This is a genomic window from Saccharopolyspora sp. 6M (genome assembly GCF_020176775.1).
GTDB lineage: Bacteria > Actinomycetota > Actinomycetes > Mycobacteriales > Pseudonocardiaceae > Saccharopolyspora_C > Saccharopolyspora_C gregorii.
In genome coordinates, this window is sequence record NZ_JAIUJZ010000135.1 from 1 (window position 1) to 24,558 (window position 24,558).

Annotated in this window: 25 protein-coding genes, 2 pseudogenes and 1 riboswitch; of the genes and pseudogenes, 11 read left to right on the forward strand and 16 right to left on the reverse strand. The window is 72.2% G+C overall.

The annotated features are described in order from the left end of the window. The first annotated feature begins 242 nt into the window (after window positions 1-242). The gene (locus LCD31_RS18090; RefSeq protein ID WP_224959712.1) at window positions 243-989 is read left to right on the forward strand and encodes an IclR family transcriptional regulator; all 747 of its coding nucleotides are present in this window, start codon (window positions 243-245) and stop codon (window positions 987-989) included. A gap of 22 nt (window positions 990-1,011) precedes the next feature. On the opposite strand, the gene LCD31_RS18095 is transcribed toward LCD31_RS18090, so the two are convergent. Continuing rightward, a complete protein-coding gene (locus tag LCD31_RS18095; RefSeq protein WP_224959672.1) occupies window positions 1,012-2,583 on the reverse strand; it encodes a Na+/H+ antiporter in 1,572 nt (523 codons plus the stop codon). 169 nt (window positions 2,584-2,752) lie between these two features. Between LCD31_RS18095 and LCD31_RS18100 the strand changes: the two genes are divergently transcribed. Next, on the forward strand, window positions 2,753-3,019 hold the full coding sequence (locus tag LCD31_RS18100) for a UBP-type zinc finger domain-containing protein (protein ID WP_224959673.1): 267 nt from the start codon (window positions 2,753-2,755) through the stop codon (window positions 3,017-3,019). Here LCD31_RS18100 and LCD31_RS18105 read toward each other — a convergent pair. Then, window positions 2,995-4,158, reverse strand: coding sequence for a hypothetical protein (locus LCD31_RS18105; protein WP_224959674.1), 1,164 nt, complete (start codon window positions 4,156-4,158; stop codon window positions 2,995-2,997). The two genes, LCD31_RS18100 and LCD31_RS18105, sit on opposite strands and share 25 nt — an antisense overlap. Before the next feature lie 150 nt (window positions 4,159-4,308). On the opposite strand from LCD31_RS18105, the gene LCD31_RS18110 reads away from it, so the two are divergent. From LCD31_RS18110 to LCD31_RS18120, 3 genes are read left to right on the forward strand one after another with little or no spacing between them, the layout of a single operon-like run. After that, window positions 4,309-4,974, forward strand: coding sequence for a DUF4383 domain-containing protein (locus tag LCD31_RS18110; protein WP_224959676.1), 666 nt, complete (start codon window positions 4,309-4,311; stop codon window positions 4,972-4,974). Continuing rightward, window positions 4,971-5,648 (forward strand): DUF1990 family protein, encoded by a 678-nt coding sequence (locus LCD31_RS18115; protein ID WP_224959678.1) that lies wholly within the window; start codon window positions 4,971-4,973, stop codon window positions 5,646-5,648. The genes LCD31_RS18110 and LCD31_RS18115 overlap by 4 nt, the downstream gene beginning before the upstream one ends. Next, window positions 5,645-6,292 carry a DUF1990 family protein gene (locus tag LCD31_RS18120; RefSeq protein ID WP_224959680.1) on the forward strand — a complete coding sequence of 216 codons (648 nt, stop codon included), beginning with the start codon at window positions 5,645-5,647 and terminating at the stop codon, window positions 6,290-6,292. The genes LCD31_RS18115 and LCD31_RS18120 overlap by 4 nt, the downstream gene beginning before the upstream one ends. On the opposite strand, the gene LCD31_RS18125 is transcribed toward LCD31_RS18120, so the two are convergent. The 6 genes from LCD31_RS18125 to LCD31_RS18150 form a co-directional block, all read right to left on the reverse strand. Beyond that, window positions 6,213-6,641, reverse strand: a complete 429-nt coding sequence (locus tag LCD31_RS18125; protein ID WP_224959682.1) for a hypothetical protein — start codon at window positions 6,639-6,641, stop codon at window positions 6,213-6,215. The two genes, LCD31_RS18120 and LCD31_RS18125, sit on opposite strands and share 80 nt — an antisense overlap. Window positions 6,642-6,691: 50 nt before the next feature. Continuing rightward, window positions 6,692-7,516 (reverse strand): SAM-dependent methyltransferase, encoded by an 825-nt coding sequence (locus tag LCD31_RS18130; protein ID WP_224959684.1) that lies wholly within the window; start codon window positions 7,514-7,516, stop codon window positions 6,692-6,694. A 100-nt stretch (window positions 7,517-7,616) separates the two neighbouring features. Further along, a complete protein-coding gene (locus tag LCD31_RS18135; RefSeq protein ID WP_224959685.1) occupies window positions 7,617-7,814 on the reverse strand; it encodes a DUF397 domain-containing protein in 198 nt (65 codons plus the stop codon). Next, on the reverse strand, window positions 7,811-8,668 hold the full coding sequence (locus LCD31_RS18140) for a helix-turn-helix transcriptional regulator (RefSeq protein ID WP_224959687.1): 858 nt from the start codon (window positions 8,666-8,668) through the stop codon (window positions 7,811-7,813). The genes LCD31_RS18135 and LCD31_RS18140 overlap by 4 nt, the downstream gene beginning before the upstream one ends. A gap of 412 nt (window positions 8,669-9,080) precedes the next feature. Beyond that, the gene (locus LCD31_RS18145) at window positions 9,081-9,767 is read right to left on the reverse strand and encodes a heme oxygenase (biliverdin-producing) (RefSeq protein ID WP_224959689.1); all 687 of its coding nucleotides are present in this window, start codon (window positions 9,765-9,767) and stop codon (window positions 9,081-9,083) included. Between the two features lie 103 nt (window positions 9,768-9,870). Then, complete coding sequence (locus LCD31_RS18150; RefSeq protein ID WP_224959691.1) at window positions 9,871-10,797, reverse strand: siderophore-interacting protein; 927 nt, start codon at window positions 10,795-10,797, stop codon at window positions 9,871-9,873. A gap of 74 nt (window positions 10,798-10,871) precedes the next feature. Here LCD31_RS18150 and LCD31_RS18155 point away from each other — a divergent pair, with 74 nt between their 5' ends. Both LCD31_RS18155 and LCD31_RS18160 read left to right on the forward strand, forming a co-directional pair. Further along, window positions 10,872-11,873 carry an ABC transporter substrate-binding protein gene (locus LCD31_RS18155; RefSeq protein WP_224959693.1) on the forward strand — a complete coding sequence of 334 codons (1,002 nt, stop codon included), beginning with the start codon at window positions 10,872-10,874 and terminating at the stop codon, window positions 11,871-11,873. Between the two features lie 12 nt (window positions 11,874-11,885). Then, window positions 11,886-12,080 (forward strand): annotated as a pseudogene (locus LCD31_RS18160) (Tn3 family transposase); the annotation flags it as partial. Between the two features lie 205 nt (window positions 12,081-12,285). Here LCD31_RS18160 and LCD31_RS18165 read toward each other — a convergent pair. The 4 genes from LCD31_RS18165 to LCD31_RS18180 form a co-directional block, all read right to left on the reverse strand. Beyond that, the gene (locus LCD31_RS18165; RefSeq protein ID WP_224959695.1) at window positions 12,286-12,705 is read right to left on the reverse strand and encodes a VOC family protein; all 420 of its coding nucleotides are present in this window, start codon (window positions 12,703-12,705) and stop codon (window positions 12,286-12,288) included. 61 nt (window positions 12,706-12,766) lie between these two features. Next, window positions 12,767-13,345 carry an SMI1/KNR4 family protein gene (locus LCD31_RS18170; RefSeq protein WP_224959698.1) on the reverse strand — a complete coding sequence of 193 codons (579 nt, stop codon included), beginning with the start codon at window positions 13,343-13,345 and terminating at the stop codon, window positions 12,767-12,769. Window positions 13,346-13,458: 113 nt separating this feature from the next. Beyond that, a complete protein-coding gene (locus tag LCD31_RS18175) occupies window positions 13,459-13,707 on the reverse strand; it encodes a tyrosine-type recombinase/integrase (RefSeq protein ID WP_224959699.1) in 249 nt (82 codons plus the stop codon). A 239-nt stretch (window positions 13,708-13,946) separates the two neighbouring features. Further along, entirely contained in the window at window positions 13,947-14,315 is a 369-nt protein-coding gene (locus LCD31_RS18180; protein WP_224959700.1) for a hypothetical protein, read from the reverse strand. A 357-nt stretch (window positions 14,316-14,672) separates the two neighbouring features. Between LCD31_RS18180 and LCD31_RS18185 the strand changes: the two genes are divergently transcribed. Both LCD31_RS18185 and LCD31_RS18190 read left to right on the forward strand, forming a co-directional pair. Beyond that, on the forward strand, window positions 14,673-14,924 hold the full coding sequence (locus tag LCD31_RS18185) for a flavoprotein (RefSeq protein ID WP_224959701.1): 252 nt from the start codon (window positions 14,673-14,675) through the stop codon (window positions 14,922-14,924). After that, complete coding sequence (locus LCD31_RS18190; RefSeq protein ID WP_224959702.1) at window positions 14,909-15,082, forward strand: hypothetical protein; 174 nt, start codon at window positions 14,909-14,911, stop codon at window positions 15,080-15,082. The genes LCD31_RS18185 and LCD31_RS18190 overlap by 16 nt, the downstream gene beginning before the upstream one ends. A 79-nt stretch (window positions 15,083-15,161) precedes the next feature. Here LCD31_RS18190 and LCD31_RS18195 read toward each other — a convergent pair whose 3' ends face one another. The 3 genes from LCD31_RS18195 to LCD31_RS18205 all read right to left on the reverse strand — a co-directional run bounded on the left by LCD31_RS18195 (window position 15,162) and on the right by LCD31_RS18205 (window position 19,833). Then, window positions 15,162-15,818: a class I SAM-dependent methyltransferase gene (locus tag LCD31_RS18195; protein WP_224959703.1), complete on the reverse strand. Its 657-nt coding sequence runs from the start codon at window positions 15,816-15,818 to the stop codon at window positions 15,162-15,164. An 84-nt stretch (window positions 15,819-15,902) separates the two neighbouring features. Continuing rightward, window positions 15,903-16,976: a ribonucleotide-diphosphate reductase subunit beta gene (locus LCD31_RS18200; protein ID WP_224959704.1), complete on the reverse strand. Its 1,074-nt coding sequence runs from the start codon at window positions 16,974-16,976 to the stop codon at window positions 15,903-15,905. A gap of 25 nt (window positions 16,977-17,001) precedes the next feature. Next, entirely contained in the window at window positions 17,002-19,833 is a 2,832-nt protein-coding gene (locus LCD31_RS18205) for a ribonucleoside-diphosphate reductase subunit alpha (protein WP_224959705.1), read from the reverse strand. A 121-nt stretch (window positions 19,834-19,954) separates the two neighbouring features. Further along, window positions 19,955-20,179: riboswitch (cobalamin riboswitch) on the reverse strand. A 218-nt stretch (window positions 20,180-20,397) separates the two neighbouring features. Between LCD31_RS18205 and LCD31_RS18210 the strand changes: the two genes are divergently transcribed. After that, window positions 20,398-22,107, forward strand: a complete 1,710-nt coding sequence (locus tag LCD31_RS18210) for a bifunctional UDP-sugar hydrolase/5'-nucleotidase (RefSeq protein WP_224959706.1) — start codon at window positions 20,398-20,400, stop codon at window positions 22,105-22,107. Window positions 22,108-22,208: 101 nt separating this feature from the next. Here the strand turns inward: LCD31_RS18210 and LCD31_RS18215 are convergent, their stop codons facing one another. Continuing rightward, on the reverse strand, window positions 22,209-23,576 hold the full coding sequence (locus LCD31_RS18215) for a helix-turn-helix transcriptional regulator (RefSeq protein ID WP_224959708.1): 1,368 nt from the start codon (window positions 23,574-23,576) through the stop codon (window positions 22,209-22,211). 206 nt (window positions 23,577-23,782) lie between these two features. On the opposite strand from LCD31_RS18215, the pseudogene LCD31_RS18220 reads away from it, so the two are divergent. After that, a pseudogene (locus LCD31_RS18220) lies at window positions 23,783-24,523 on the forward strand (DeoR/GlpR family DNA-binding transcription regulator); the annotation flags it as partial. Between the last annotated feature and the right edge of the window lie 35 nt (window positions 24,524-24,558).

Below are 24,558 nucleotides of genomic sequence, written 5' to 3' on the forward strand. Positions count from 1 at the left end.
CGCGGCCGGTGTGCGCGGTCCGCGCGCGGCCGGCATTCCGAGGTGCCCCGGGTGGGGGTCCGCCGCGGCCGTCCGGTCCCGTAGCGTGGCCGCCGGCGGACGATCCGAACGGCCCCGGCCGGGTTGTTGCGCAATCAGCAACACCGTGTATCGTTCGAGACGGCAATTCTCCGGCAACGAATACGGGTTGAACCGTGGTCAACGCAGGACGATCCAGCAACGGTGAACGTTCCGGCGCCCTGGTGCAGTCGGTGGACCGGGCGGTGAGCGTGCTGGAACTGCTGGCCCGCCACGGCGAAGCGGGCATCACCGAGATCGCCGGCGAACTCGGCGTGCACAAGTCCACCGCCTCCCGGCTGGTCAGCGTCCTCGTCTCCCGCGGCCTCGTCGAACAGCTCGGGGAACGCGGCAAGTACGTCATCGGCTTCGGCATCGTCCGGCTCGCCGGCGCCGCCACCGACCGGATGGACCTGTCCCGGCTCGGCCGCCCCTTCTGCGAATCGCTGGCCGAAGAGCTCGGCGAGACCGTGAACATCGCCGTCCGCGACGACGAAGTGGCCATCAACATCAGCCAGGCCCGCGGCACCGCCTCCGTCACCGCGCACAACTGGGTCGGCCAGCGCACTCCGCTGCACGCCACCTCCAGCGGGAAGGTGCTGCTGGCGCACGCCCCCGCCGACGACCAGGACGCGCTGCTCGACGGCGAACTCGCCCAGTACACGCCGCGGACCGTCACCGACCCCGGTGAACTGCGCGGCGGCTTCGAACTGATCGTGCGCGACGGCTACGCCACCAGCTACGAGGAACTGGAGCTCGGGCTCAACGCCGCCGCCGTCGCCGTGCACCGGCACGACGGCGAGGTCGTCGCCGCGCTCAGCGCCTCCGGGCCGTCCTACCGGTTCTCCCGCAAGCGGATGCGCGAGGTGATCGGCGCGATGACGGTCGCCGCGAAGGAGCTCTCCGGCCAGCTCGGCTTCCTGGAGGAATGACCGGGACGCCTCGGCGAGGGCGTCATTCCCGCTGCAGCATCACGTCCTCCAGGTCCAGTTCGTGCAGCACCCGGCGCAGGACCACGTCGTCGATGCGGCCCTCGTCGCGGAACCGGACGAACACCTCGCGCTCCGCGGCGAGCATCTCGGCGCGCAACCGGCGGTACGCGGCGCCGGGGCTCTCCCCGACCTCCTCGGCGGAACGGCCCAGCCGTTCCCACGCCCGGTTGCTGCGCCGCTCCGCGGACCGCCGCAGGTGCTCGGCGACCTCGTCCGGCGGCGGATCGTCCGCCGAGAGCTCGTCCAGCCGCCGCCGCGCCGCCAGCGCCGCGTTGTGCGCCGCCTCCGCCTCGGCCAGCGCATCGGTGTAGCGCTCCCCGCCGCGAACGCCGAGCGCGCGGATCACCCACGGCAACGTCAGCCCGTGCAGCAGCAGCGTCCCCAACGTCACGAAGAACGCCAGGAATAGCACCTGCGGCCGCTGCGGGAACGGGGCGCCCGTCGAGGTGAACTGCGGGATCGCCGCCGCGGCGGCCAACGACACCACGCCGCGCATCCCCGCCCAGGACACCACCGCGCCGTAGCGCCACGGCGGCGCCGGACCGCGGCGCAGCAGCAGCTCCGGCAGCTGCAAGGTCGCGAACACCCACGCCGCCCGCACCAGCACCACCGTCGCCGTCAGCGCGGTCCCGACCAGCACCAGCGGCACCAGCTGCCCGGCCACGCCCTCGGTGACCGAGCGCAGCTGCAGGCCGATCAGCGCGAACACCAGCGCCTCCAGCAGGGTGTCCGCGGACAGCCACACCGCCCGGTCCTGCAACCGCACCGAGGCGCTGCCCGTCGGCGACCGCTGTCCCAGGTACAGCCCGGCGACGACCACGGCCAGCACCCCGGACGCGTTGATGCCCTCCGCCAGCAGGTACGCCGCGAACGGAACCAGCAGGCCCAGCGCGCTCTCCAGCACCCCGTCGGCCAGCGCCCGCCGCGCCCGGTGCACCGCCCAGCCCACCAGCCACCCGACGACGAGCCCGCCGATCGTCGCCAGCAGGAACACGCCCACCCCGGCGAGCAGCGTGTACCCGGTGCCCAGCACGGTGGCCACCGCGACCCGGTACGCGGTGAGCGCGGTGGCGTCGTTGACCAGGCTCTCGCCGCTGAGCACCGTCATCACCCGGCGCGGCAGCCCCAGCCTGCGGCCGATGGAGGTGGCCGCCACCGCGTCCGGCGGGGCCACCACGGCGCCCAGCACCAACGCCGCGCCCAGCGGCATCGCGGGCACCAGCCACCACGCCACCAGCCCGATCGCCAGCGTGGTGACCAGCACCGCGCCCAGCGCCAGCGAGCCGATCGGGCGGGCGTTCGCGCGCAGCCCGATCGTCGACGAGGTCAGCGCCGCCGAGTACAGCAGCGGCGGCAGCACCAGCACCAGGATCAGCTCGGGGTCGATCGCGTAGTCCGGTACGCCCGGCACGAACGAGAGCGCCAGCCCGGCCAGCACCAGGACCAGCGGCTCGGACAGCTCCCACCGCCGGGCGAGCGCGGTGATCACCAGCGCCACCGCGAGCAGCATCATCAGGTCCGGGAACTGGTGCATGGGGCTGCGTCTCCGTCCTGGCGGGCCTCGCGGTCGACGGAAGTGTAGGGATGATCGACGGGTGCTGCGCCTCGTCGCGTTCCCGGCACTGCCGGGTCCGGGGCGCTGGCGGGGCCGGGGCGCGACCGGGCATGGTGGGGTCGTCGGACGCGGAACCCGGGAGGCGGCGATGGCCGGTTGCGAGCACCTGGAAACGGCGGCGGACCGGCGGCCCGAGCCCGGTTCCCGCTCCGGCTGCGAGGACTGCGCGCGGCTGGGACTGCACGAATGGGCGCACCTGCGGATGTGCACCGAGTGCGGGCACGTCGGCTGCTGCGACTCCAGCCCGCGGCAGCACGCCACCGAGCACCACCGCGGCACCGGCCACCCGGTGATCCGCTCGTTCGAGCCGGGCGAAGCCTGGGCGTGGTGCTACGTGGACGAACGCCTCGGCTGAGCGGGCACCTGCCCGTCCTCGGCGTTGCCGAACCGGTGCCGGATGGCCGCCGCGAACTCGGCCTGCCCGGCCGCGTCGAACAAGGTGGCCAGCCGCCCCGCGAGCCGGTCCCGGTCGGCGTCCTCGTCGTCCGAGCTGAGTTCGTCGAGCAGCCCGCGCACGTGGTCGATGGCGGTGTGCTCGGCGTCCGCGGGCAGCTCGGCCCCCGCGGACAGCTGCCCGTAGGAGAAGAAGCGCCCCGAGTCGAGCGTGCCGCCGAACGACAGCGAATCCCCGGGGAACGGCAGCCCGTTCGGGAACGGCGCCTGCCGCGACGACGGCACCAGGTGCCGGAACCGCTCGTCGATCTCGGTGCCGTTGGCGGCGGCGGACAGCTGCGCGAGGGTGCCGATGAGCTCGGCGGCGCGCTCCACGTCGTTCTCGTTGCGCGCCAGCCACCACACCACGGCGCTGCCGGTGTCCTGCAGCACCTCGTCGGCCAGGTAGGCGCGCTTGCTGCGCTCGTGGTCGCGCTCCCGGTGCCAGAGCTGCTCGTCCTTGCGGACCTCCGCGAGCCGGTGCAGCCGGTCCACGTCCTGCTCCGGCAGCACGAGCGTCACGTCCGCGGCCCACACCTCCACGTGCCCGTGCGGGTCGCGCTGTACCGCGCCGAGCGCGCCCGCCAGCTTGTGCGCCACCACCTCGGCGCCGCCGGGGTGCTCGGTCGCGGCGATCTCCCTGGCGCGGGTGAGCAGCACGTCTACCGCCAGGCCGGCCGGGTTCTCGTGCGCGACCCCGACCGCGTCGGCGGGGCGCCGCCACCATGCGGTCGCGCCGAACACGAACCGGTAGTCGGGTTCGGAACTGGGCAGCGGCACGTCCCGCAGCAGCCGCTGCCGCGGCGGTTCCGGTTCGGGTTCGGCGGGGACCGCGGGCCGCTGCTGCTGCACGACCAGCGCCTCCCGCAGCTGCTCCTGCTGGTGCAGCCGCACCAGCCGCCGGGCGTAGGCCGCGACGCCCGCCAGCAGCGCCGCGCTGCCGAGCAGCCACGCCCACCACGGCCACCGCAGCGCGAGCACCACCACCGCGGGCACCAGGACGGCGCCGCAGGCGAGCGCGGCCAGCAAGATCTTGTTGTCGCGGCTCATCGCTCCGGCCATTCCGCATCGATCGCTAACGGGCGCCGACAACTGTATGGCGCGCGATCTTCGCGGCGGTACCCGGCGACCGGGGGAAGCGCGCCGCCCGGTGTAACCGGATCGGTCAGCGGGTAGCCGCAGAGCGTGACGACGGGCTCCGGGGGGTGGGCGATGAAGCACGCGACGAAACCCGCGCCGCATCCGGTGCACACGGTCCACCGGATCGGTGCCGTGCTGCTGGGACTGGTGCTGTGGGCGTTCGGAGTGCTGGGGCTGCTGCGCGGCCTGGACTTCTTCACGACCAGCGGGCAGCCGGTGCTGGGGCTGTCCAGCAACGGGCTGCTGGCGGTGATCTCGCTGGTGGCGGGCGCGGTGCTGATCGGCTGCGCGGCGTGGGGCGGCAGGCAGGCCTCGACGGTGACCACGTTCATCGGGGTGCTGTTCCTGCTGTCCGGGCTCGTGCACCTGGCGGTCCTCAACTCGCCGTGGAACCTGCTGGCGTTCCGGCTGCCGAACGTGTTCTTCAGCCTCGTCGCCGGGCTGGTCCTGCTGTGCACCGGGCTCTACGGCCGCCTGTCCGGCGGGCTGCCGCCGGACAACCCGTACCGGCGGGAGCATCCGATGCGCACCCGCCGCCCCGACCCGGAGGAGCAGCTGGCCGACGCCCGCGGCGGCGACCCGGACGAGGACGAGCAGCGCTACCGGGAGGCGGAGATCGCGATGGGCGAAGGCCACCCCACACCGGAGCAGACCCAGATCGTGCTGCGCGACCAGGCGCGACGCCGCGCCGTCGAACGCGCCCGCGCCCGCCGCCGCACCGAGGGCGGCCGCGCGTGATCCTGCCGTGGCTGTGGCGCTGGCCGCCGGGACTGCTGCTGGCGGCGGTGCGCGAGCTGACCAGCGACGTGCCGGTGCACCTGGTGGACCGGGTCGAAGCGGTGCGCCCACCGCCCGCTCCCGCCGACCGCACCGGCCTGCAGCTGCCGGAGGACGGCGTCGGCCCGCTGTTCCACCGCCGCTACTCCGCGGAGATCCAGCTGCACCTGTGCACCGCCGCCGACGTGATGGCGCTGTTCGTCGCCGCGCCCGACCGGATGGTGCCCGGCGAGGTGGCCCGCTTCGAACCCGAGGGCGACCACGCGGACCTGCGCCCCGGGGACGACCTGGTGGTCCGGATGCCCGGCCCGTGGGACGGCCCGGTGCGGGTGCTGGACGTGACGCCGACGTCGTTCCGGCTCGCCACCCGGCCCGGCCACCTGGAGGCGGGGCAGATCGAGTTCCGCGCGGGCGACCGCGGAATGCGGATGCTGTTCGAGATCGAGTCCTGGGCGCGCAGCAGCAGCCGCGCCGCCGACCTGCTCTACGACCGGCTGCGGTTGTCGCGGCGGTTGCAGGCGTACCTGTGGGTGCGGTGTTGCGCGCGGGTGTGCGCGGTCGCGGGCGGGCGGCTGGTGGACGGCGTGGAGATCTACACCGGGCGCGACGAATCGGTGGTGGGGGAGCGGGTGTGACCGGACTGCGCTGCGACGACGACCCGCGGTTGCTCCGGGAGCTGGCGCGGTTCCGGGACCTGCCGGTGAACTTCGACGTGGCCGCGGTGGACCCGCTGGACCCCGGTCCGGAGTGGACGGTGGACGACCAGCGGCGGGAGCTGCCCGCGGAACCACCGGGACCGCCGCTGGTCGGTGGCCCGTGGGAACGGGCCTGCGCGCTGGTGCGGGACTACAAGTTCGCCGACCCGACGCTGGTCTCGCGCGCGTGCCGCTCCACCCGGGAGCTGGAGCCCGGCGCCGATCTGCTGCTCGAAACCTCCTTCCACGGCTTGGTGTTCCGGCTGCCGTGCCGGGTCGGCGGCATCACCGACACCGCCCGGGACGGGGTGCGGGTGTGGGGCTGGAACTACCGCACGCTGCGCGGGCACCTGGAGCAGGGGCAGATGGACTTCCTGGTGCGCAAGGACATCGCCACCGGCACCGTCGAGTTCCAGGTGCGCGCGTTCTCCCGGCACGCCCACATCCCGAACCCGGTGGTGCGCCTCGGGTTCGCCGTGTTCGGCCGCAGCACCCAGCTGCGGTTCATCCGCGGCGCTGGTCACCGGATGGTCGAGCTGACCGAGCCAGTAGCGCGGCGAGCCGATCGCAATCCGCGACCGTGACCGTCACCGCCGGATGCCGCAGCAGCCCCAGCGGCTCGATGCCCGGCACGGGTTCGACGAAGCGCACGCACAACCCGCGTTCCCCGTTCGTCGCGCAGGTCAGGCCGCCGTCGGCCAGCGATACCCGCGCCGGGCCCGCCGTCCGCCACGTCCAGAACGGGCCGGTGACCGCGGTCCCCGCCACGTTGGCCCGCTCGGTGCGCACGCACCACGGCCCGAACCGCACGGTGAGCTCGCGGTCGCCGACCCGGACCCACGTCGTCACCGGGGTGATGCCGAACGGCAGCGCCGGGATCCGGTGCGCCCGGTCGAACCGGAACGGGAAGCACTCCACGGTCTGCGACTCCACACCCGCCGGATACCCCGCCCCGCCCGCCTCCACTCCAGGTCAGCGCGGCGTCAGGGCTTGCGGGCGACGGCGGCGGCGAGGCAGCGGGCCACCGGCGGCAGCGGCGTGCGGCGCGGGCCGTCCGGCCACCAGTCGTCGGCCACCACGAGACCGGGGGCCAGCGGTTCCAGCCCGGCCAGCATCGCGCCGATCTCCGCGCGGGTGCGGAAGAACCCGGTGCCGAGCCCGGCGCGCAGCATCTCCTCCACCAGCCGCGCCGGCTCCCCGTCCGCGTCCTCCGGGTCGAGGAAGTGGCTGAACGCCACGAAGGATCCGGCGGGCAGCGCCTCGACGTACTCGCCCACCAGGTCGGCGGCCGACCTGCCGCCCCGTTCCTCGTCGTAGTGGTGCAGCGTGCCGACGTGCAGCAGCGCCAGCGGCCGGGTGAGGTCCAGCTCGTCCCGGACGATGCGGGACCCGAGCACCTCGGCCGGCCGGTGGATGTCCGCGTCGAGGAAGTGGCTGCCTTCCTGGTCGGCCAGCAGCGCCCTGCTGTGCGCGGCGACCGTCGGATCGTTGTCCACGTAGACCACTTGCGCTTCCGGGGCGATGCGCTGGGCGACCTGGTGGGTGTTCTCCGCGGTCGGCAACCCGGATCCGCAGTCGAGGTACTGGTCGATGCCCGCTTCCCGGGCGAGGAAGCGGACGGCGCGCACCAGGAACCGGCGGTTCGCGACGGCGAGGCTGCTCGCCTCGGGCACCGCGTCGTTGATCCGGCGGGTCAGTTCGCGGTCGACCTCGAAGTGGTCCTTGCCGCCGATCGCGCAGTCGTAGACGCGCGCCGCGCTCGGCCTGCTGGTGTCGATGGTGCCTGAGGGTTCGACCGGAACAGGCATGGTCTCCTCGCAGCGGCGTCGACTCGATGATCAACGCCACTGTAGTGGCAACCACCCCTGCCGGAAGTATTCCGGCGAACGGACCTGCCCGGAGCTCCGTTCAGCGCAGCGGGCTGCTCCGGCGGAGCGAGCGCACGAAGCGGGACCACTGCGCGGAGCTGGTGGCGAGGTGCCCGCCCGCCCGGTCCTTGGTGTCGCGCACCGCGGCCCCGCCCCCGGGCAGTCGCCCGACCTCCACGCAGTTCGTCTCCTGGCTGCTGTGCGAGGACTTCCGCCAGCCGCGCGGTGCCGAGCTCACGCCGGGACCTGCTCGCGGGCGGCGATCTCGGCGATGAGCTTGCGGGAGTCCTCCCGGCTCAGCGCGATCCGCTCCAGCTCGTCGCGGGCGGCGCGGAACGCGCCCACCGAATCGTCGTCCTGCAGGAACGCCGAGGAGCGGTGGTGTTCGAGGTGCACCACCGGGTCCGCTTTGGCGAATTCGAGCAGCACGAACGGTCCGGCGTGCGCGGGCGTCCAGCCCGCCGCCGACGGGATGATGCGGAGTTCGACGTTGTCCCGCTCGGAGATCTCGTCCAGGAAGCGCAGCTGGTCGTGCAGCCCGCCGGTGCGCCCGATGGGCTGGTGCAGCACCGATTCGAGGATCAGCGCGGTGTACTTCGCGGGCGAGCGCTTGCGGGTGATGGTGTCGCGGCGGCCCTGGCGCATCGCGACCCGCTTGTTGGCCTCCTGCTCGGGGACGCCGGTGGCCATGATCGCCCGGGTGTACTCGGCGGACTGGAGCAGGCCGGGCATGAGCAGCGGTGCCACGTCGGTGATCTTCGTGGCGGTGCGTTCGAATTCGAGCAGGGTGGCGAGCTGGTCGACGCCGCCCGCGGCCCCGGGGGTCTGCGAGGGCGCCGGTTCGGCGGCGGCTTCGCGGGCGAGCTTGAGCATCCGGGACCGCGCGGTGCTGCTGACGCCGAGCACCACGCACACGGCTGAGATGGATTCGGCGGACGGCACCCGGTCGCCGTGCTCCCAGCGGACCAGGACGGAGTGCGAGACGTCCAGGATCGAGGCGAGCCCGCGCAAGGTGTGCCCGCTCTTGCGGCGGGCGTCGCGCAGTTCCGCGCCGAGCACGTAGGCCCGCGGTCGTGGTGGAGTTGCGGTCATGTCGCTGAATGCTAATCCATTGTCCGCGACAACGGCGATCATCCGAATGAGTCATTGCTGCCAGGTCTCGGTACCTGGCATTCTGCTTTTCCTCCTGATCGGGAACGGGCCGAATTCGCCGCCGGCCCGGCGGGTCCGGTTCCCGCCGGTTCCGCGAGTCCCGTCGCAGCAGTTCGGAGCGCCTGCGCGTGCTGCGGGGAATGCCGTCCTGAAAGGACTTCCGGCGCTCTCCGGCCGTGCCGTGGCCGCGGTCCGGCGAGATGCGGGTGCGGCCGATCCGCGGAATCCGATGCGTCCGCTCCGTCGCGGCGGCCGACCGGGGTGGTGCAAGTATTCCCACTGAATTCCGCACTGTTGCGGAATTCAGCGGGAACGTTGCATTGCCTTCCGCCTCATTTCCGGTGCCGCGAACTCACCCGCGCGGTCGTGGAATGCGCGGGGGCAGCCGGCTGCCGAGGTCGGCGAACACCTCGGTGTTGAGGTGGTAGGCGAGCCGCACCTCGGCGATGATCCGCCGCTGCTCGCGCTCGTCCCAGCCCGCGGTGTCCAGCAGCAGCCGGTAGGCGTTGCGCACCCCGGCGCTGCTGGGCACGTCGTCGAAGGTGAGGAACGCGAACCCCTTCCCGTCCGGCGGGTCCAGGCTGCGCCGCATCGCCGAGCGGATCAGCTTGCCGCCGGAGAGGTCGGCCAGGCACCGCGTGTAGTGGTGCGCCACGAACCCGCCCGGCCAGTCGAAGCACACCTCCCGCAGCCGCGCGCAGTACCGCTCGGTGGCCGCGCTGGGCGCGATGACCTCCCGCCAGTCCGGCCCGAGGTAGTAGTGCAGGTCGGTCTCCAGGTGCGGCAGCCTGCGCAGCCGTTCGCTGACGAACGGCCCCGCGACCACGTCGCTGCGCATGGCGTCGGCGGCCTGCTCCAGCACGGAGTAGGCGAAGTAGTGCTGGCCGAGCATCACGGCGTAGGCGTCGGCTTCGAGCTCCCCGGCGAGCAGGGTCCGCAGGAACGGCAGGGACTGGACGTGGTCGTGGTCGGCGCGGGTGCTGGACCGGAGTCTGGCGGCGAAGTCACTGCGTACCGGTTGCTGTGCGGGCGAGGACACTCGAACCTCCGGGCAGTTAGGTAAGGCTTACTTAATCTCAGGGATCGTGGCACGCCGCGGGCCCCGATGCCAAGAGGCGGTCGCCACTCCGCCCGGAGCGGTGTCAGCTGCGGCCCTCGCGCCAATAGCCCATGAACGCCACGCAGCTGCGCGGCACCTGGTGGTCCTGCACCAGCACCCGGCGCAGCCGCTTGATCACCGCCGCCTCCCCGGCCAGCCAGCCGTAGACCTCGCCGCCTGCGGTGTCCGGTTCGGGCACCTCCCAGAGCGTCGTCGTGTCCACGTCCACGTCGTCCAGGCCGGCCTCGGAACCGCCGCGCGAGCCGAGTTCGCCGAGCGCGCCGGTCACCGATTCCTCCAGCAGCGACCCGATCGGCGCGGTCCCCTCCGGCCGCTGCCGGATCAGCCAGCGGACCTCGACGCCGCTCGGCGCGCGCCAGGTCTGGACGTCCTCGGCCGTCGGTACCTCCGCGCACACCACGCCGCGCGAGTCCGCGGGCAGCGCTTCGACGATCGCGGCCATCGCGGGGACCGCCGTCTCGTCCCCGGCCAGCACCAGCTGCCGCGCCGTCTCCGGCGGGGACCACTCGCAGCCCCACATCCGGCCGCTGCCCGGCCGGTCCGGGCCGAGCAGCAGCGCCTCGTCGCCGGGGGCGGCCGCCGCGGCCCAGGCGGAGGCGGGGCCGCTGTGGCCGGAGTCGACGCCGTGCAGCACGAAATCGATGTCCAGCTCGAACGGGTCCTCCCGGTAGGCGCGCACGGTGTAGGTGCGCAGCGTCGGGCGGATCTCGTCGGGCAGCGCCTGCCAGCGCGGGTACCAGCCGTCGCCGCCGGGCATGTCGCTCAGCGGCCTGCCGGGCTGGGGGAGGATGAGCTTCACCCGCTGGTCGTCGCCGCCGATGCCGAAGCGGTGCAGGTCCTCGCCGGTGAAGGTGATCCGCACGAAGCTGGGGCCGAGCCGTTGGGCGCGCGCCACCCGGGTCCGGAACATCACGTACTGGGGGCGGCGCACTTCGGTCCGCTCGGCCATCTCGCACCTCTTCTGCCCATCGACTCGACTGATCCGTAGGCTAGCCTAACCTCATACTGAGGGGAGATTCGCTGATGGTGAGCAGGACGCGCGCAGCCGGGTTGCTCGTGGCGGTGGCCGCGCTGGCGGGGTGCTCGGCGCCCGCGCCGCAGGACGCGGCGGGCGGCTGGAGCTTCGTCGACGACCGCGGAGTGCAGGTGCGGCGCGACGAGGCGCCGGAACGGATCATCGCGCAGGTCTCGGCCGCGGGCGCGTTGCACGACTTCGGGGTGCCGGTGGTCGGCACCTTCGGCCCGCTGGTCCGCGACGACGGCAGCACCGAACCGGAAGCGGGCAGCGTCGACCCGGCGGCGGTCACCGACGTCACCGGCCCCGGGTACGGGGAGCTGAACCTGGAATCCGCGGCCGGGCTGCGCCCCGACCTGCTGGTCAGCGGCAAGTACGCCGAGTTCGACGGGCTCTGGCACCTGACCGCCGAGCAAGAGGAGAAGGTGCGGGCGTTCGTGCCCACCGTCGGCGTCGAGCAGTCCGGGCGCTCGCTGCCGGAGACCATCGGCGCCTACAAGGAGCTCGCCCGCGCGCTCGGGTCCGACGTGGACTCGGAGCGGATCCGGGCGGACCAGGCGCGGTTCGACGCCGCCGCCGACCGGCTGCGCGGTATCGGCGCCCGGATGCGCGCGGAGGGGCGCAGCATCCTGGTGGTCGGCGGTACGAAGCAGGAGTTCTTCGTCGTGGTGCCGGGCCGCAACCCGGACCTGGACTACTACGTGCGGGAACTGGGCCTGCCGATCCGGACCCCGGCGCACCCGGACACCGCGGGCGGCGGCTACTTCGAGCGGCTCGCCTGGGAGAACGCCGGTGCCTACACCGGGGACGTGCTGATGTGGGACACCCGCGAGGCCTCGCTGCCGCCGGAGCAGCTCAAGCGCAACCCGGTGTTCGCGGCGCAGGAATCCGCGCGGGCGAACCGGTTCGTCGAGTGGGACGCGGTCGCCCCGTTCAGCTACGCGAGCTACGCGGACATCATGACCCGGCTCGCCGACCACCTCGAAGAGCAGTCGCCCGCCGCGAACTGACGCCCGGCCGCGGTCGACGAGACCGGCTACCGCCGGGACATCAAAGCGCAGGCCAACCTCCAGGAAGGCCGCCATGCGCTGGCCCGGCGGATCTTCCACGGTCAGCGCGGCGAACTGCGGCAGCGCTCCTACGAAGGCATGAAAGATCAGCTCGGCGCCCTCGGCCTTGTGCTCTACGCGATCGTGCTGTTCAACACCCGATACCTCGTTCCTCCTCCCGGACCTCGCCGGGCGCCTGCGCCCGCTACGCGACTCCGAAAACCTCGACGAAGACGAGAACGACTAGCTCTTCGGCTCCGGTGTTCGCGCGTTGTTCCACGCTGCCAACACCGAAGCCGAAAGCAAGTCAAGCGAGGTGGTGGTCAGGGTGCGGCTGCTGGAGCCGGCCTCGCCCAAGGACGAATAGCCCCGCTCAGTCGAGGTAGTTGCTCAGCTTGATCAGGTTTTTGTCGGGGTCGCGCAGATGGAGGCTGTAGATCGGGCCGAGTGCACCGGTACGGCCGACCGGGCCCGCCTCGATGTCCACCCCCGCCTGCTCCCTGAGCTCGTCGATCAGGAGCAGCACCGGGGTGTCCACGACGAAGCACAGCTCGGCGGTGCCCGGAGCGGGGTGGACGGCCGAAAACACCTCGGTATCCTCTCCGGCCACGCGTAGGTCGATCTTGCTATGGCCGAAGGTCAGCGCCGTGCGGCCGTCGTCGGAGGTAGCCACCTCCATGCCCAGCACCCGGGTGTAGAAGTCGATCGTGGCGTCCTGGTCGGCGACGGTCAGCACCAGGTGGTCGAGTCGGTCGATGCGCATGAGGCGCGGCCACGTGTCGGCTGCGGTCACCTGGTGGAGCGGTGCAGCGTCGGGGCGAGTATGAGGTGCCGGGCTCGGTGTCCTGGTATCCCTATTTGTGGATGCCACCGTGGGTCTTCATCCGTTCGAAGACGTCCCGGGCGCTTGCCACCAGGGCACCGAAGCTGGGGTACGGCGAAGGATCGGAGCCGTCGCCAGTCGCCCACTCGTACGCGGTCCATTCCCCGTCCGGCCTGATCGTGGTCGGGTCCAGCAGCCAGTAGACAGCGCAGTCGGACCAGTCTGACACCATCAAGCACGGCTTGACCTGCTCCACGAGATCCTCGAGCCCCGCCTCCGTCCACCAGGCCAGCAATCGGGACTCTTTCTCAGCGAACCAACCGATCTCGTCGACCCGGAACAGCTCGCTCAACTCAGGGTCGATGTCGCGCCAGCCGTTGCTGGCGAGCAGGAAGTTGCGGTAGCTCGGCGGCAGCCGCACATCCAGGCGTTTCTCGGCGCCACGGAGGGCGTCCTCACTGGCTGGTTCGTAGCCCAGCCACCGATTCTCCCGCTGGACGTCGTCGAGGCGCGCCGCCTCCTCATCCGTGGCCATCCGCAGATAGTCATCGCTATAGCTCCGGAGGAAATCCTGCCACTCGGGCAACGTCACCGGCACACTCTGGCTCATGTGCCTGATCATGACAGTGGCCGGGTGCAGCCAATGTCGCCGACTGTGTGAACTGGGACGATGGGGAACCTCGCGTGCACGATCGGCTCCGAGACCGAGTCAGCTTTCTGCCTTCATCGCCGCCTGGCCGCCGGATCCCGGTCCTGCTGCCAGCGAGCCAAAGCCTCGGGTGAGACTCGCGCGTACCGCGCGAGGGAAGCGACCGAGGTGTGCCCGGAGTACGATAGCAGGGTGGAGCTGTTGCCGCCGTCCTCGGCAGCACGGGTCAACGCCGAGTGCCGGAGTTGGTGCAGCGTCCACGGCCCACCGGTCAGGTCCTTGCTGGTGTGCTCGAAGGTCTCGGCGGCACGTCGGTAGGACAACCGGGCCCGGCCGAATTCCGGATCGAGGTCGACCGGACGGCAGCTCGATCCGTGCCCGTCGCTCGGGGAGGAACACCGGGCCGGTCTTCCTGCCGTTCAGCAGACATGGCAGCAACCTGGCAGTGGCAGTACGCCACACCATGACATCGGCCTCGCCGCCCTTGCGGCGGGCGCAGCGGTTGCGCAGATCCAGCTCGTCGACGTCCAGGGCGAGGATCTCCTCGGCACGGGCGGCGGTTTCATACAGCATTCGCCACAGGGTGCGCTCGCCGCAACGGCAAATGCTGACGGGTCAGCAGGGCTTCGATGTCGGCACGGGCCACGGCGCGGGTGCGATCCGGGGTGCGCGGCCGACGCCGGATGCGCCGGGTCGGGCCACCGCCGATCCACTCTTGTCGGCGCCACCATGCGGCGGCCGACCGCAGCGCGTCCAACCTGGCGTTGACAGTGGCCGCAGCGGACTTGCCCCAACGGCGAGCGAACCACCGGCCGATCTTCTCCACCATCGTGTCGTTGTCCAGGGCCGCTACCGGGTTGGTCCCGCCGAGTTCGGCGACCAGGGCATGCAGGGCGTTGCCGTAGGCGCGTGCGGTGTTGCGGTTGGACACCTCGGCGGCGGCTTACCAGGTGACGACGGCCTTCCTGCGGTCCGGGCGGGCGGCCGAGGCTGAGCGGATCGCCATGACCGCGGCGGGAACGGTCCGCGGCGACGATCCGGCCGCCGTGTCCGTGCGGGGTGCGCTGTTCCTGATCGCGTCGGTGATCTCCGGCCGCAACTCCGATCGCGCGGAATCGGCGTCGCGGCTGCGACGGGCCGGAGATCTCGCCGCTGCGCTGGGGCGCGACGGGAATGGGTGCACCGGTGAGCGGGCGGGTGCTGTACCTGGTCGGAACCGCGGCGCCGCCGGTGCGGCAGCTGCCCGAGTTGGCGGGGCTGCTGCGGGCCGGCGGGTGGGTGGTGCCCGGTGCTGTCCGAGGCCGCCGCGGAGTGGCTCGACCCGGCGGAGCTGGAATCCGCGACGGGCCAGCCGCCGCGGATCCACCCGCGCAGGCCGGGTGAACCGGATCCGTTCCCCGCCGCGGACGCGGTGCTGGTGGCGCCGCTGACCTTCAACACGCTGAACCTGTGGGGCGCGGGCGCGAACGGGACGGCGCTGCTGGGGGTGCTGAACGAACTGCTCTGCGCGGAGGTGCCGATCGTGTGGCCACCTGCATGAAGTCGGTGCTGCGGCGGCATCCCGCCTACGTCGCCCACCACGCGCTGCTGGCGGACAGCGGTGTCCGGTTCCTCCCGCCGGAGGAGGTGCTGCACCGCGATCCCGACGGCGTCGTCACCTTCGACCTGACCGCCCTCCGCGCCGCCCTGCCGAGCTGATCTGCCGAGCTGATCTGCCGACCAATGGCCCGTTCGACCACGAAGAACGGGCGGGTGGGCCATTCACCTGGGGCCGGGTTCAGTCGCGGCGGGCGACGAGGACGACACCGGGGCCGGTGTGCTCGTCGGCGGGCAGGCGGAGTTCGGCGGTGGGGTGCAGGCCCGCCTGCTCGACGAGCGCGGTGAGCTGCTCGGGCCGCCACTGGTACGTCGTCCAGCGGACCGGGACGCCGTAGTAGGCCTCGGTGCGCTGCACGTCGTCGTCGCCGACGTGCGTCGCGATGATCAGCTGACCGCCCGGGACGAGCGCGCTCGCGAACGACGACAGCACGCCCGGCAGCACCTCGCGCGGCAGGTTGAACAGCGACCACCAGCCGAGCAGCCCGCCGAAGGACGACTCCGGCAAGCCGAGTTCGGTGGCCGATCCGACGCGGAACGAGCACCCCGGATGCAGCCGCCGCGCGTGCTCGACCATCCGGGGCGACAGGTCCACGCCCGACACGTCGAGCCCGCGTTCGGCCAGGTAGCCGGTGACCGTGCCCGGCCCGCAACCGACGTCGAGCACGGGGCCGAGCTCGGCGACCTGATCGGCGAACACGTCCATCGCGGCGCGCAGCCACGGGTGGGCGCGGACGTCGCCGATGCCCGTCGTGGTCACCATGTCCACGTAGTTGTCGGCCACGCGGTCGTAGGACTCCCGGACGACGTCGAGATCAGCGGGAACAGGAACACCCATCCCGGCACCCTATGCCGCGGCGACGGCCCGGCGGGGCGGAACCCGCGGGCCGCCCGCCGAGTCCCCGGCGGGCGGCCCGATCCGTCAGTCCCAGGTGAGGGAGGAGCCGGACTGGTATTCGGTGACGCGGGTCTCGAAGAAGTTCTTCTCCTTCTTCAGGTCCATCGCCTCCGACATCCACGGGAACGGGTTCTCGACCTCGGCGAACACCGGGGTGAGGCCCAGCTGCGCGCAGCGGCGGTTGGTGATGAAGTGCATGTACTGCTCGCACAGCTCGGCGTTGATGCCGAGGATGCCGCGGGGCATGGTGTCCCGGCCGTAGGCGACCTCCAGGCGGCACGCGTCGGCGAGCATGCCGCGCACCTCCTCCTGGAACTCGGCGCTCCACAGGTGCGGGTTCTCCAGCTTGATCTGGTTGATGCAGTCGATGCCGAAGTTCAGGTGGATCGACTCGTCGCGCAGGATGTACTGGTACTGCTCGGCGATGCCGACCATCTTGTTCCGCCTGCCCAGCGACAGGATCTGGGCGAAACCGGTGTAGAACCACATGCCCTCGAAGATCACGTAGAAGGCGATGAGGTCGCGCAGGAACGCCTGGTCGCGCTCCGGTCCGCCGGTGGCGAACTCGGGGTTCTCCAGGTTCTGGGTGTGCCGCAGCGCCCACTCGTCCTTCTCCGAGATGGACGGGATCTCGCGGTAGGCGTTGAACAGCTCGCCCTCGTCGAGGCCCAGGCTCTCGCAGATGTACTGGAAGGTGTGCGTGTGCACGGCCTCCTCGAACGCCTGGCGCAGCAGGTACTGGCGGCACTCGGGGTTGGTGATGTGCCGGTACACGGCGAGCACGATGTTGTTGGCCACCAACGACTCCGCCGTGGCGAAGAACCCGAGGTTGCGCTTGAGCATCAGCCGCTCGTCCTCGGTGAGCCCGTCGCGGGAGCGCCACAGGGCGATGTCGGCGTGCATGGACACCTCGGTGGGCATCCAGTGGTTGTTGCAGCCGGCGAGGTACTTCTCCCACGCCCAGCCGTACTTCAGCGGCAGCAGCTGGTTCACGTCCGCCTGCGCGTTGATCATCGCCTTGTCGTCGACGTTGATCCGGCCCGCGCCGCGGTCGATCTCGCCGAGCCCGGTGGCGTCGGGGGTGTGCACGGAAGTCATGAGTCCTCCAGGGGGAACGGGGCGGTCACTGGCAGGCTTCGCAGTCCGGGTCGTCGATCGCGCACGCCTGCGGCTGCGGCGACGGGGCCGGGGCCGGTGCGGCGGCGGGGGAGACCGCGTTGAGCTTGCCGTCGGTGCCGCGCAGCGTGGACTTCTCCACGTGCGTCGCACTGCTGGACCGCAGGTAGTAGGTGGTCTTGAGGCCCTTGCGCCACGCCAGCCGGTACAGCTCGTCGAGCTTGCGGCCGCTCGGCGCCGCCATGTACAGGTTCAGCGACTGCGCCTGGTCGATCCACTTCTGGCGGCGGGACGCGGCCTCCACCAGCCAGCGCGGCTCGATCTCGAACGCGGTGGCGTACAACGACTTCAGCTCCGCGGGCACCCGGTCGATCGGGGCCAGGTCGCCGTCGAAGTACTTCAGGTCCTGCACCATCGCCTCGTCCCACACCCCGGCGGCCTTGAGGTCCCGCACCAGGTCGGCGTTGAGCACGGTGAAGTCGCCCGACATGTTCGACTTCACGTACAGGTTCCGGTACAGCGGCTCGATGGACTGGCCGACGCCGCAGATGTTCGAGATCGTCGCCGTCGGGGCGATGGCCAGCACGTTCGAGTTGCGCATGCCGTTCGCGCGCACCCGCTCCCGCAGCCCGTCCCAGTCCAGTGTGGACGAACGATCCAGGTCGACGCCGGTCTCGCGGGCCTGCGCCAGCAGCTCCAGCGAGTCGATCGGCAGCACGCCCCGGCTCCACAGCGAACCCTCGAACGACTCGTAGCGCCCGCGCTCGGCGGCCAGCTCGGAGGACGCGGCGATCGCGTGGAAGCTGATGTGCTCCATGCTCAGGTCCGCGAACTCCACCGCCGCCTGCGAGGACATCGGGATGCGCTGCGCGAACAGCGCGTCCGAGAAGCCCATCAGGCCCAGGCCCACCGGGCGGTGCCGCAGGTTCGAGGCCCGCGCCTCCGGGATCGTGTAGAAGTTCACGTCGATGACGTTGTCCAGCATCCGCACCGCCGTGCGGGTGGTGCGCCGCAGCCGCTCCACGTCCAGGCCCTCGGCCGTGACGTGCCGCGCCAGGTTGATCGAACCGAGGTTGCAGACCGCGACCTCGTCCTTGCTCGTGTTCAGCGTGATCTCGGTGCACAGGTTCGAGGAGTGCACCACGCCCGCGTGCTGCTGCGGCGACCGCAGGTTGCACGGGTCCTTGAAGGTGATCCACGGATGCCCGGTCTCGAACAGCATCGTCAGCATCCGGCGCCACAGGTCCACCGCGCGGACCTGGCGGAACACCTTCAGCTCACCGCGCTCGGCGGCCGCCTCGTACTCCCGGTAGCGCTGCGCGAACGCGGTGCCGTACAGGTCGTGCAGGTCCGGCACCTCGTCCGGGGAGAACAGGGTCCACGGCTCGTCGGCCTCCACCCGGCGCAGGAACTCGTCCGGCACCCAGTTCGCCGTGTTCATGTCGTGCGTGCGCCGCCGGTCGTCCCCGGTGTTCTTGCGCAGGTCGAGGAATTCCTCGACGTCCACGTGCCAGGTCTCCAGGTACGCGCACACCGCGCCCTTGCGCTTGCCGCCCTGGTTCACCGCGACCGCCGTGTCGTTGGCGATCTTCAGGAACGGCACCACGCCCTGCGAGGAACCGTTGGTCCCCTTGATGTGCGCGCCCGTGCCCCGCACCGGGGTCCAGTCGTTGCCGAGCCCGCCCGCGTACTTCGACAGCAGCGCGTTGTTGCTGATGCCGTGGAAGATCCCGTGCAGGTCGTCGTCCACAGTGGTCAGGAAGCAGGACGACAGCTGCGGGCGGGTGGTGCCCGCGTTGAACAGCGTCGGCGTCGAGCACATGAAGTCGAACGAGGAGATCAGGTCGTAGAACTCGATCGCCCGCGCCTCCCGGTCGTCCTCGCGCAGCGCCACGCCCATCGCGACCCGCATGAAGAACGCCTGCGGCAGCTCGAACCGCACCCCGTCCTCGTGCAGCAGGTACCGGTCGTAGAGCGTCTGCAGGCCGAGGAAGCCGAACGCGATGTCCCGGTCCGCGTCCAGCGCCGCGCCCAGCCGCTCCAGGTCGAAGCGGGCCAGCTCCGGGTCCAGCTGCTCCAGCTCGATGCCGCGGCGCACGTAGTCGGCGAAGTAACCGGCGTAGCGGTCCCGCATCTGCACCTGGTCGGCCTCGGCCGGCTCGCCCGCGACGAAGCTCAGCGCCTCCCGACGCAGCTTGTCCAGCAGCAGCCGCGAGGTCACCAGCGAGTAGTTCGGCTCCGCCTCCACGAAGGTGCGCGCCGCCATCGTCAGCGACTCGGCCAGCTCCGCGGAGCTGATGCCGTCGTAGACGTTGCGCCGCACCTCGCGCAGCACCTGGTCGGCGTGCACGTCGTCGAGGTCCGAGCAGGCCTGCTCGACGACGGTCGACACCCGCTCCCAGTCCAGCGGCACCCGGGTGCCGTCCGGCGCGGTCATCTCCAGGCGGGGAGCGGCGTCCTCGACGGGAGCCACCTCGGCCTCGCGGGCCTGCGCGTGCTCCTCCCGGTAGAGCACGTAGGCGCGGGCGACACCGTGGTGCCCGCCGCGCATCAGCGCCAGCTCCACCATGTCCTGGATCTGCTCGATGTGCACCAGGCCTTCGGTACCCGCGTGGCGCAGCACGCCCTGCGCCGCCTGCTCCGTCAACTCCGCGACGATCTGGTGCAACCGCGACGACGATGCGGCCGAATCCCCCTCGGCCGCCAGGAACGCCTTGGTCAACGCCACGGAGATCTTCGTTTCGTCCCAACCGGAAACGGTCCCGTCGCGCCGCAGCACCCGCACTCCTGCCGGTACCACCGCGGTCGCTGCTGACGGCCGGGTCGTGGACTCGGTCACTGGCTCTCTCCTCGCAAGCTCGGACACCTGCCCGGAACTCCTCGGAACGCGCCAGGACCCGCGGCGCGCACGGCACCGCTCGTCCCACGACCCTCCCGCGAGGTCCCGGACGGCGCGCACCCCTCGTGCGCGCACCGATGGCAGGTCTTCGGACTCACGGGCGACCGGTGCTCGGCACCGGGCCTACTGGCCGTCGCTTCCCGGACGCCGAGCGTCCAGTGCTGCACCACCGGGAGGTGGTGACGGCGGTCGTTCCCGTTCACCGCTGCGGGGCAGTCCCGGACTCGCACCGGGTTCCCTGTTGTCACGCCGGGCGGACCGGCGAACCATCAGCGGGCGCCACACTACATCTTGGGTTCGGCGGTGATCCGGACCCCATCATCATCGGCGTGGCGGTGCCGGTGCGGAGGCGCTCGGTAGCCGTCCGCGCACTCCTCGGCCGCATCCTGCCCGGCCGCGGGCGGCTCCGCACGACCGCGAGGTGTGACGCGGAATCGGTGGTGGTCGGCAGCGGGTCCGGGCAGACTGCCTCCCGAGATCACCACCTGGGAGGAAGACCGAACCATGCGTGCCCACCGCGTGCGACGCGGACTCGCCGTCGCCGCCACCGCACTGGCCACCGCGGCCACGGCCACCGGGGCCACCGCCGGCGCCGCGCCGCAGGACCCGCCCGCGACCACCGACGTCCGGCTGATCACCTTCAACGACCTGCACGGCAACCTCGAACCGCCCACCGGGTCCTCCGGGCAGATCGAGCTCGACGACGGCCGGACCGTCGACGCCGGCGGCGCCGCCTACCTCGCCACCCACCTGCAGCGGCTGCGCGACGAGGTGCCGAACTCGCTGGTCTTCTCGACCGGCGACAGCGTCGGCGCCTCGCCGGTGAACTCCGCGCTGTTCCACGACGAACCCACCGTCGACTTCCTCAACTCGCAGGACGTGCGCGGCCACGTCGTCGGCAACCACGAGTTCGACGAGGGCTACCAGGAACTCCAACGGCTGCAGACCGGCGGCTGCCACCCGCAGGACGGTTGCGAGTTCCGGGATTCCTTCGCCGGCGCGGACTTCCCGTACCTCGGCGCCAACGTCACCTTCGAGGACGGCGGTGCCCCCGCGCTGCTGCCGTTCACCGTGCAGGTCTCCGGCGGGGTGCCGATCGGCGTGATCGGCGCGACCCTGCAGGACCTGCCCGACGTGGTCAGCCCCGAAGCGGTGCGCGGACTCCGGTTCGGCGACGAGGTCGAAGCCATCGACCGCACCTCCGACGCGCTGGAGCGCTTCGGCGTCAAGGCGCAGGTCGTGCTGCTGCACCAGGGCGACGAAGCCGACGGCGGCGGCCCGAACTCCTGCCAGGTCACCCCCGGCGGCCCCGCGAGCCGCATCGCGGAACAGGTCTCCCCGCAGGTCGACGCCGTGTTCAGCGCGCACAGCCACCAGCAGTACACCTGCACCGCCACCGACCCGGCGGGCGACCCGCGTCCCCTCGTGCAAGGCGCCTCCTACGGCAGGCTGCTGTCGGTGCTGGACCTGCGCGTCGACCGCGACACCCGCGAAGTGGTGCGGGAGAGCAGCACCGCGCGCAACGAGGTCGTCACCCGCGACGTCGAACCCGACGCCGAGACGGCCGCGCTCGTCGAGGAAGCCCGCGCGAAGGCGGCGCCGATCGCGAACCGCGCCGTCGGCACCGCCACCGGCGACCTGCTGAAGACCCCGGCGCCGTCCGGGGAATCCGGCCTCGGCAGCGTCATCGCCGACGCGCAGCTCGCCGCCACCCGCGACACGGGGGCGCAGCTCGCGCTGACCAACCCCGGCGGGGTGCGCGCCGACCTGCCGCACGCCTCTTCCCCGGCGGGCGAAGGCGACGGCGTCATCACCTACGGCGAAGCGTTCGCGGTGCAGCCCTTCGGCAACACCATGCAGACCATGACCCTCACCGGCGCGCAGCTGCGGGACGTGCTGGAGCAGCAGTGGAGCCCGGAGGGCGAGAACGTGCTGCAGGTGTCGGCGGACCTGCACTACGAGTACTCGCGGTCCGCGCCCATCGGGTCGAAGGTCTCCGGGCTCACCCTCGACGGCGCACCGGTGGACCCGGCCGCGCCGTACCGGGTGGCGGTGAACAACTTCCTCGCCGGCGGCGGGGACGGGTTCAGCGGCTTCACCGAGGGCACCGACGTCGCGGGCGGGCCGGTGGACCTGGACGCGCTGCTGGGCTACCTGGCGGAGCACCCCGACGTGGTGCCGCCGGCGCCGGACCGCATCACCGCGAAGGACTGAGCCGGGGTCCCGGCGGCGCACCCCGTGCCGCCGGGATCTCCTTTCGCACGGCCACTTCCTCCCGCCGCGCCCGGCCGCGCCGACGGAGGTCCGCCGCACCGTCAGCGGGGGACCGGCCGGGGTGCGATGACACCGTCGATGCCGAGCGCCAGCTCCTCCGCGCAGTCGCGCCAGGCGTGGCGCGAGCCCACCAGCTCCGCGCAGCGGCGGCGCAGCCCGGCGAGCCTGCCGCGCAGCCGGGCGCTGCGCACCCCGCCGGCCAGCAGCACCGCCCGGCGCCCGTGCCGCACCGCCGACGCGTGGTCGCCGAGCGCGAACTTCGCCTCCGCCAGGCTCGCCAGCTCGAACACCGCGGACCGCACCTCCCCGGGCGCGCGGGCGGCCACCGCGCGGGACAGGTGCAGCGCCGCGGATTCGTGCTCGCCCACCACCAGCTGCACCGAGCCGGTCAAGCCCAGCACGTCCGCTTCCCCGAACCAGCGGAACATCGGGTAGTCGGCCTCGATCTCGGCGGTGGCGTGCAGCGCGCGCCCCTGGTCGAGCATCCGCCGCACCGAGCCGCGGCGTTCGCCGCGCGCCGCGGCCCACGCCGAGTTCAGCTGCAGCACCGAGCTCACCAGCGGCGAGGCCTCGGCCCGGATCGACCCCAGCTGGAACAGCTTCAGCGCCGAGTTCGGATCGCCGAAGTCCAGTTCGGCGCGCCCCGCCGCGTACAGCGTCCGCGCGATCGCCAGCGGATCCGCCCCGTCCCGGCCGAAGTCCAGCGCCCGCCCGTAGTGCGCGTTCCCGCTGGCGAGCAGCCCGTTCTCCACCGCCGTCCAGCCCGCGGTGGCGTGCAGCTTGCACAGCGCGCCCAGCAGGTCGCTGCGCACCGCCTCGCTCATCGAGGCCTCCAGCATCCGCTCGGCGCGCCGGGCGGCGGCCGCGACGGTGCCGTACTGGCCGACCCCGCCGTAGCGCTGGTCTATCTGCCGCAGCGAACCCATCAGCACATCGAGCGCCGCGACGTCGGAGCTGCCGACCCGGCCCGGCGGGGTCGGCGGCAGCTCGGCGAACCGGCGCAGCTCGGCGGCGAACAGGTCGGCGGAGCCGGACACGTCGACCTCCGCGCCCAGCACCAGCGAACCGGCGTAGGACAGGAAGCGGCGGCGCTTCGCCTTCTCGTCCTCCTCGACGGGCGGATCGGTGCCCTCCGCGGCCGGGTCCGGTTCCCCGGCCATGCCCATCCAGCCGCGCGGTATCCCGAGCCCGGTGGCTATCCGGGCCAGCAACTCGTAGCTGCGCACGGCGCGGCCGTTGAGCACGTCGCTGACCTCGCTCTGGGCCTGCCCGGTGAGCTGGGCGATGCGGCTCTGCGAGACGCCGTGCTCGCGCAGCACCCGGTAGACCGTGCCGATGTCGCGCACCGCCAGGGCGTCGCGGACTTCCGCGCTCCGCCAGACCGCCGGCGGAATGTCCTCTGTTGACACCAGGCCACCGTATACTGAAAGTGATCAATTGAGTGCGGAGAGTGAAAAGATCACCGGATCGGAGCGCCGGTGGACGGCAACCGGCGGTCGTTCCGCCGAATGCCACTCGAAGCAACACGAAACAACATCCCGCCATTGTGCCGCGCTGATCGTCGCCGGTAGCCTCGCCGGGCGGGGACTTCACGGGGGCGGGAAGCGAGACGCGGATGTACGCCGAGGAACGGCACTGGGCGATCTTGGAGCTGGCGCGGAAGGAAGGCCGGGTCGACGTGGCGGCGCTCGCATCGCGCTTCGACATGACCACGGAGACCGTGCGCCGCGACCTGACCGTGCTGGAGCGCCGCGGCGTGCTGCGCAGGGTGCACGGCGGCGCGATCCCCGTGGAGCGGCTGGGATTCGAGCCGAACGTGCCCGCCAGGGACTCGGTGATGACCGCCGAGAAGAACCGCATCGCGAAAGCGGCGCTGGAACTGGTGCCGGACGAGGGCGCGATCCTGCTCGACGCCGGCACCACGGTCGCGCGGATGGCGAACATCCTCCCCGTCGACCGGGAACTGACCGTGGTCACGCACTCGCCGACGACGGCGCTCACCCTCTCCGGCCGCGGCAACATCACCCTGATGCTGGTCGGCGGCAGGCTGCGCGGCCGCACGCTGGCGGCGGTGGACGGCTGGGCGCTGCACGCGCTCGGCGACATCTACGTGGACGTCGCGTTCATGGCGACCAACGGGCTGTCCCTGGAACGCGGCCTCACGACACCGGATTCGGCCGAGTCGATGGTGAAGCGGGCGGCGATCTCGGCGGCGCGGCGCACCATCGTGCTCGCCGACCACACCAAGATCGGCAACGACCACTTCGCGCGGTTCGGCGACCTCGCCGACGTGGACACGCTGATCACCGATGACGGCATCGACGAGCAGGTGGCGGAGGAGATCCGGCGCGGGGGGGGGGGGGGGGGGGGGGGGGGGGGGGGGCGCGGCCC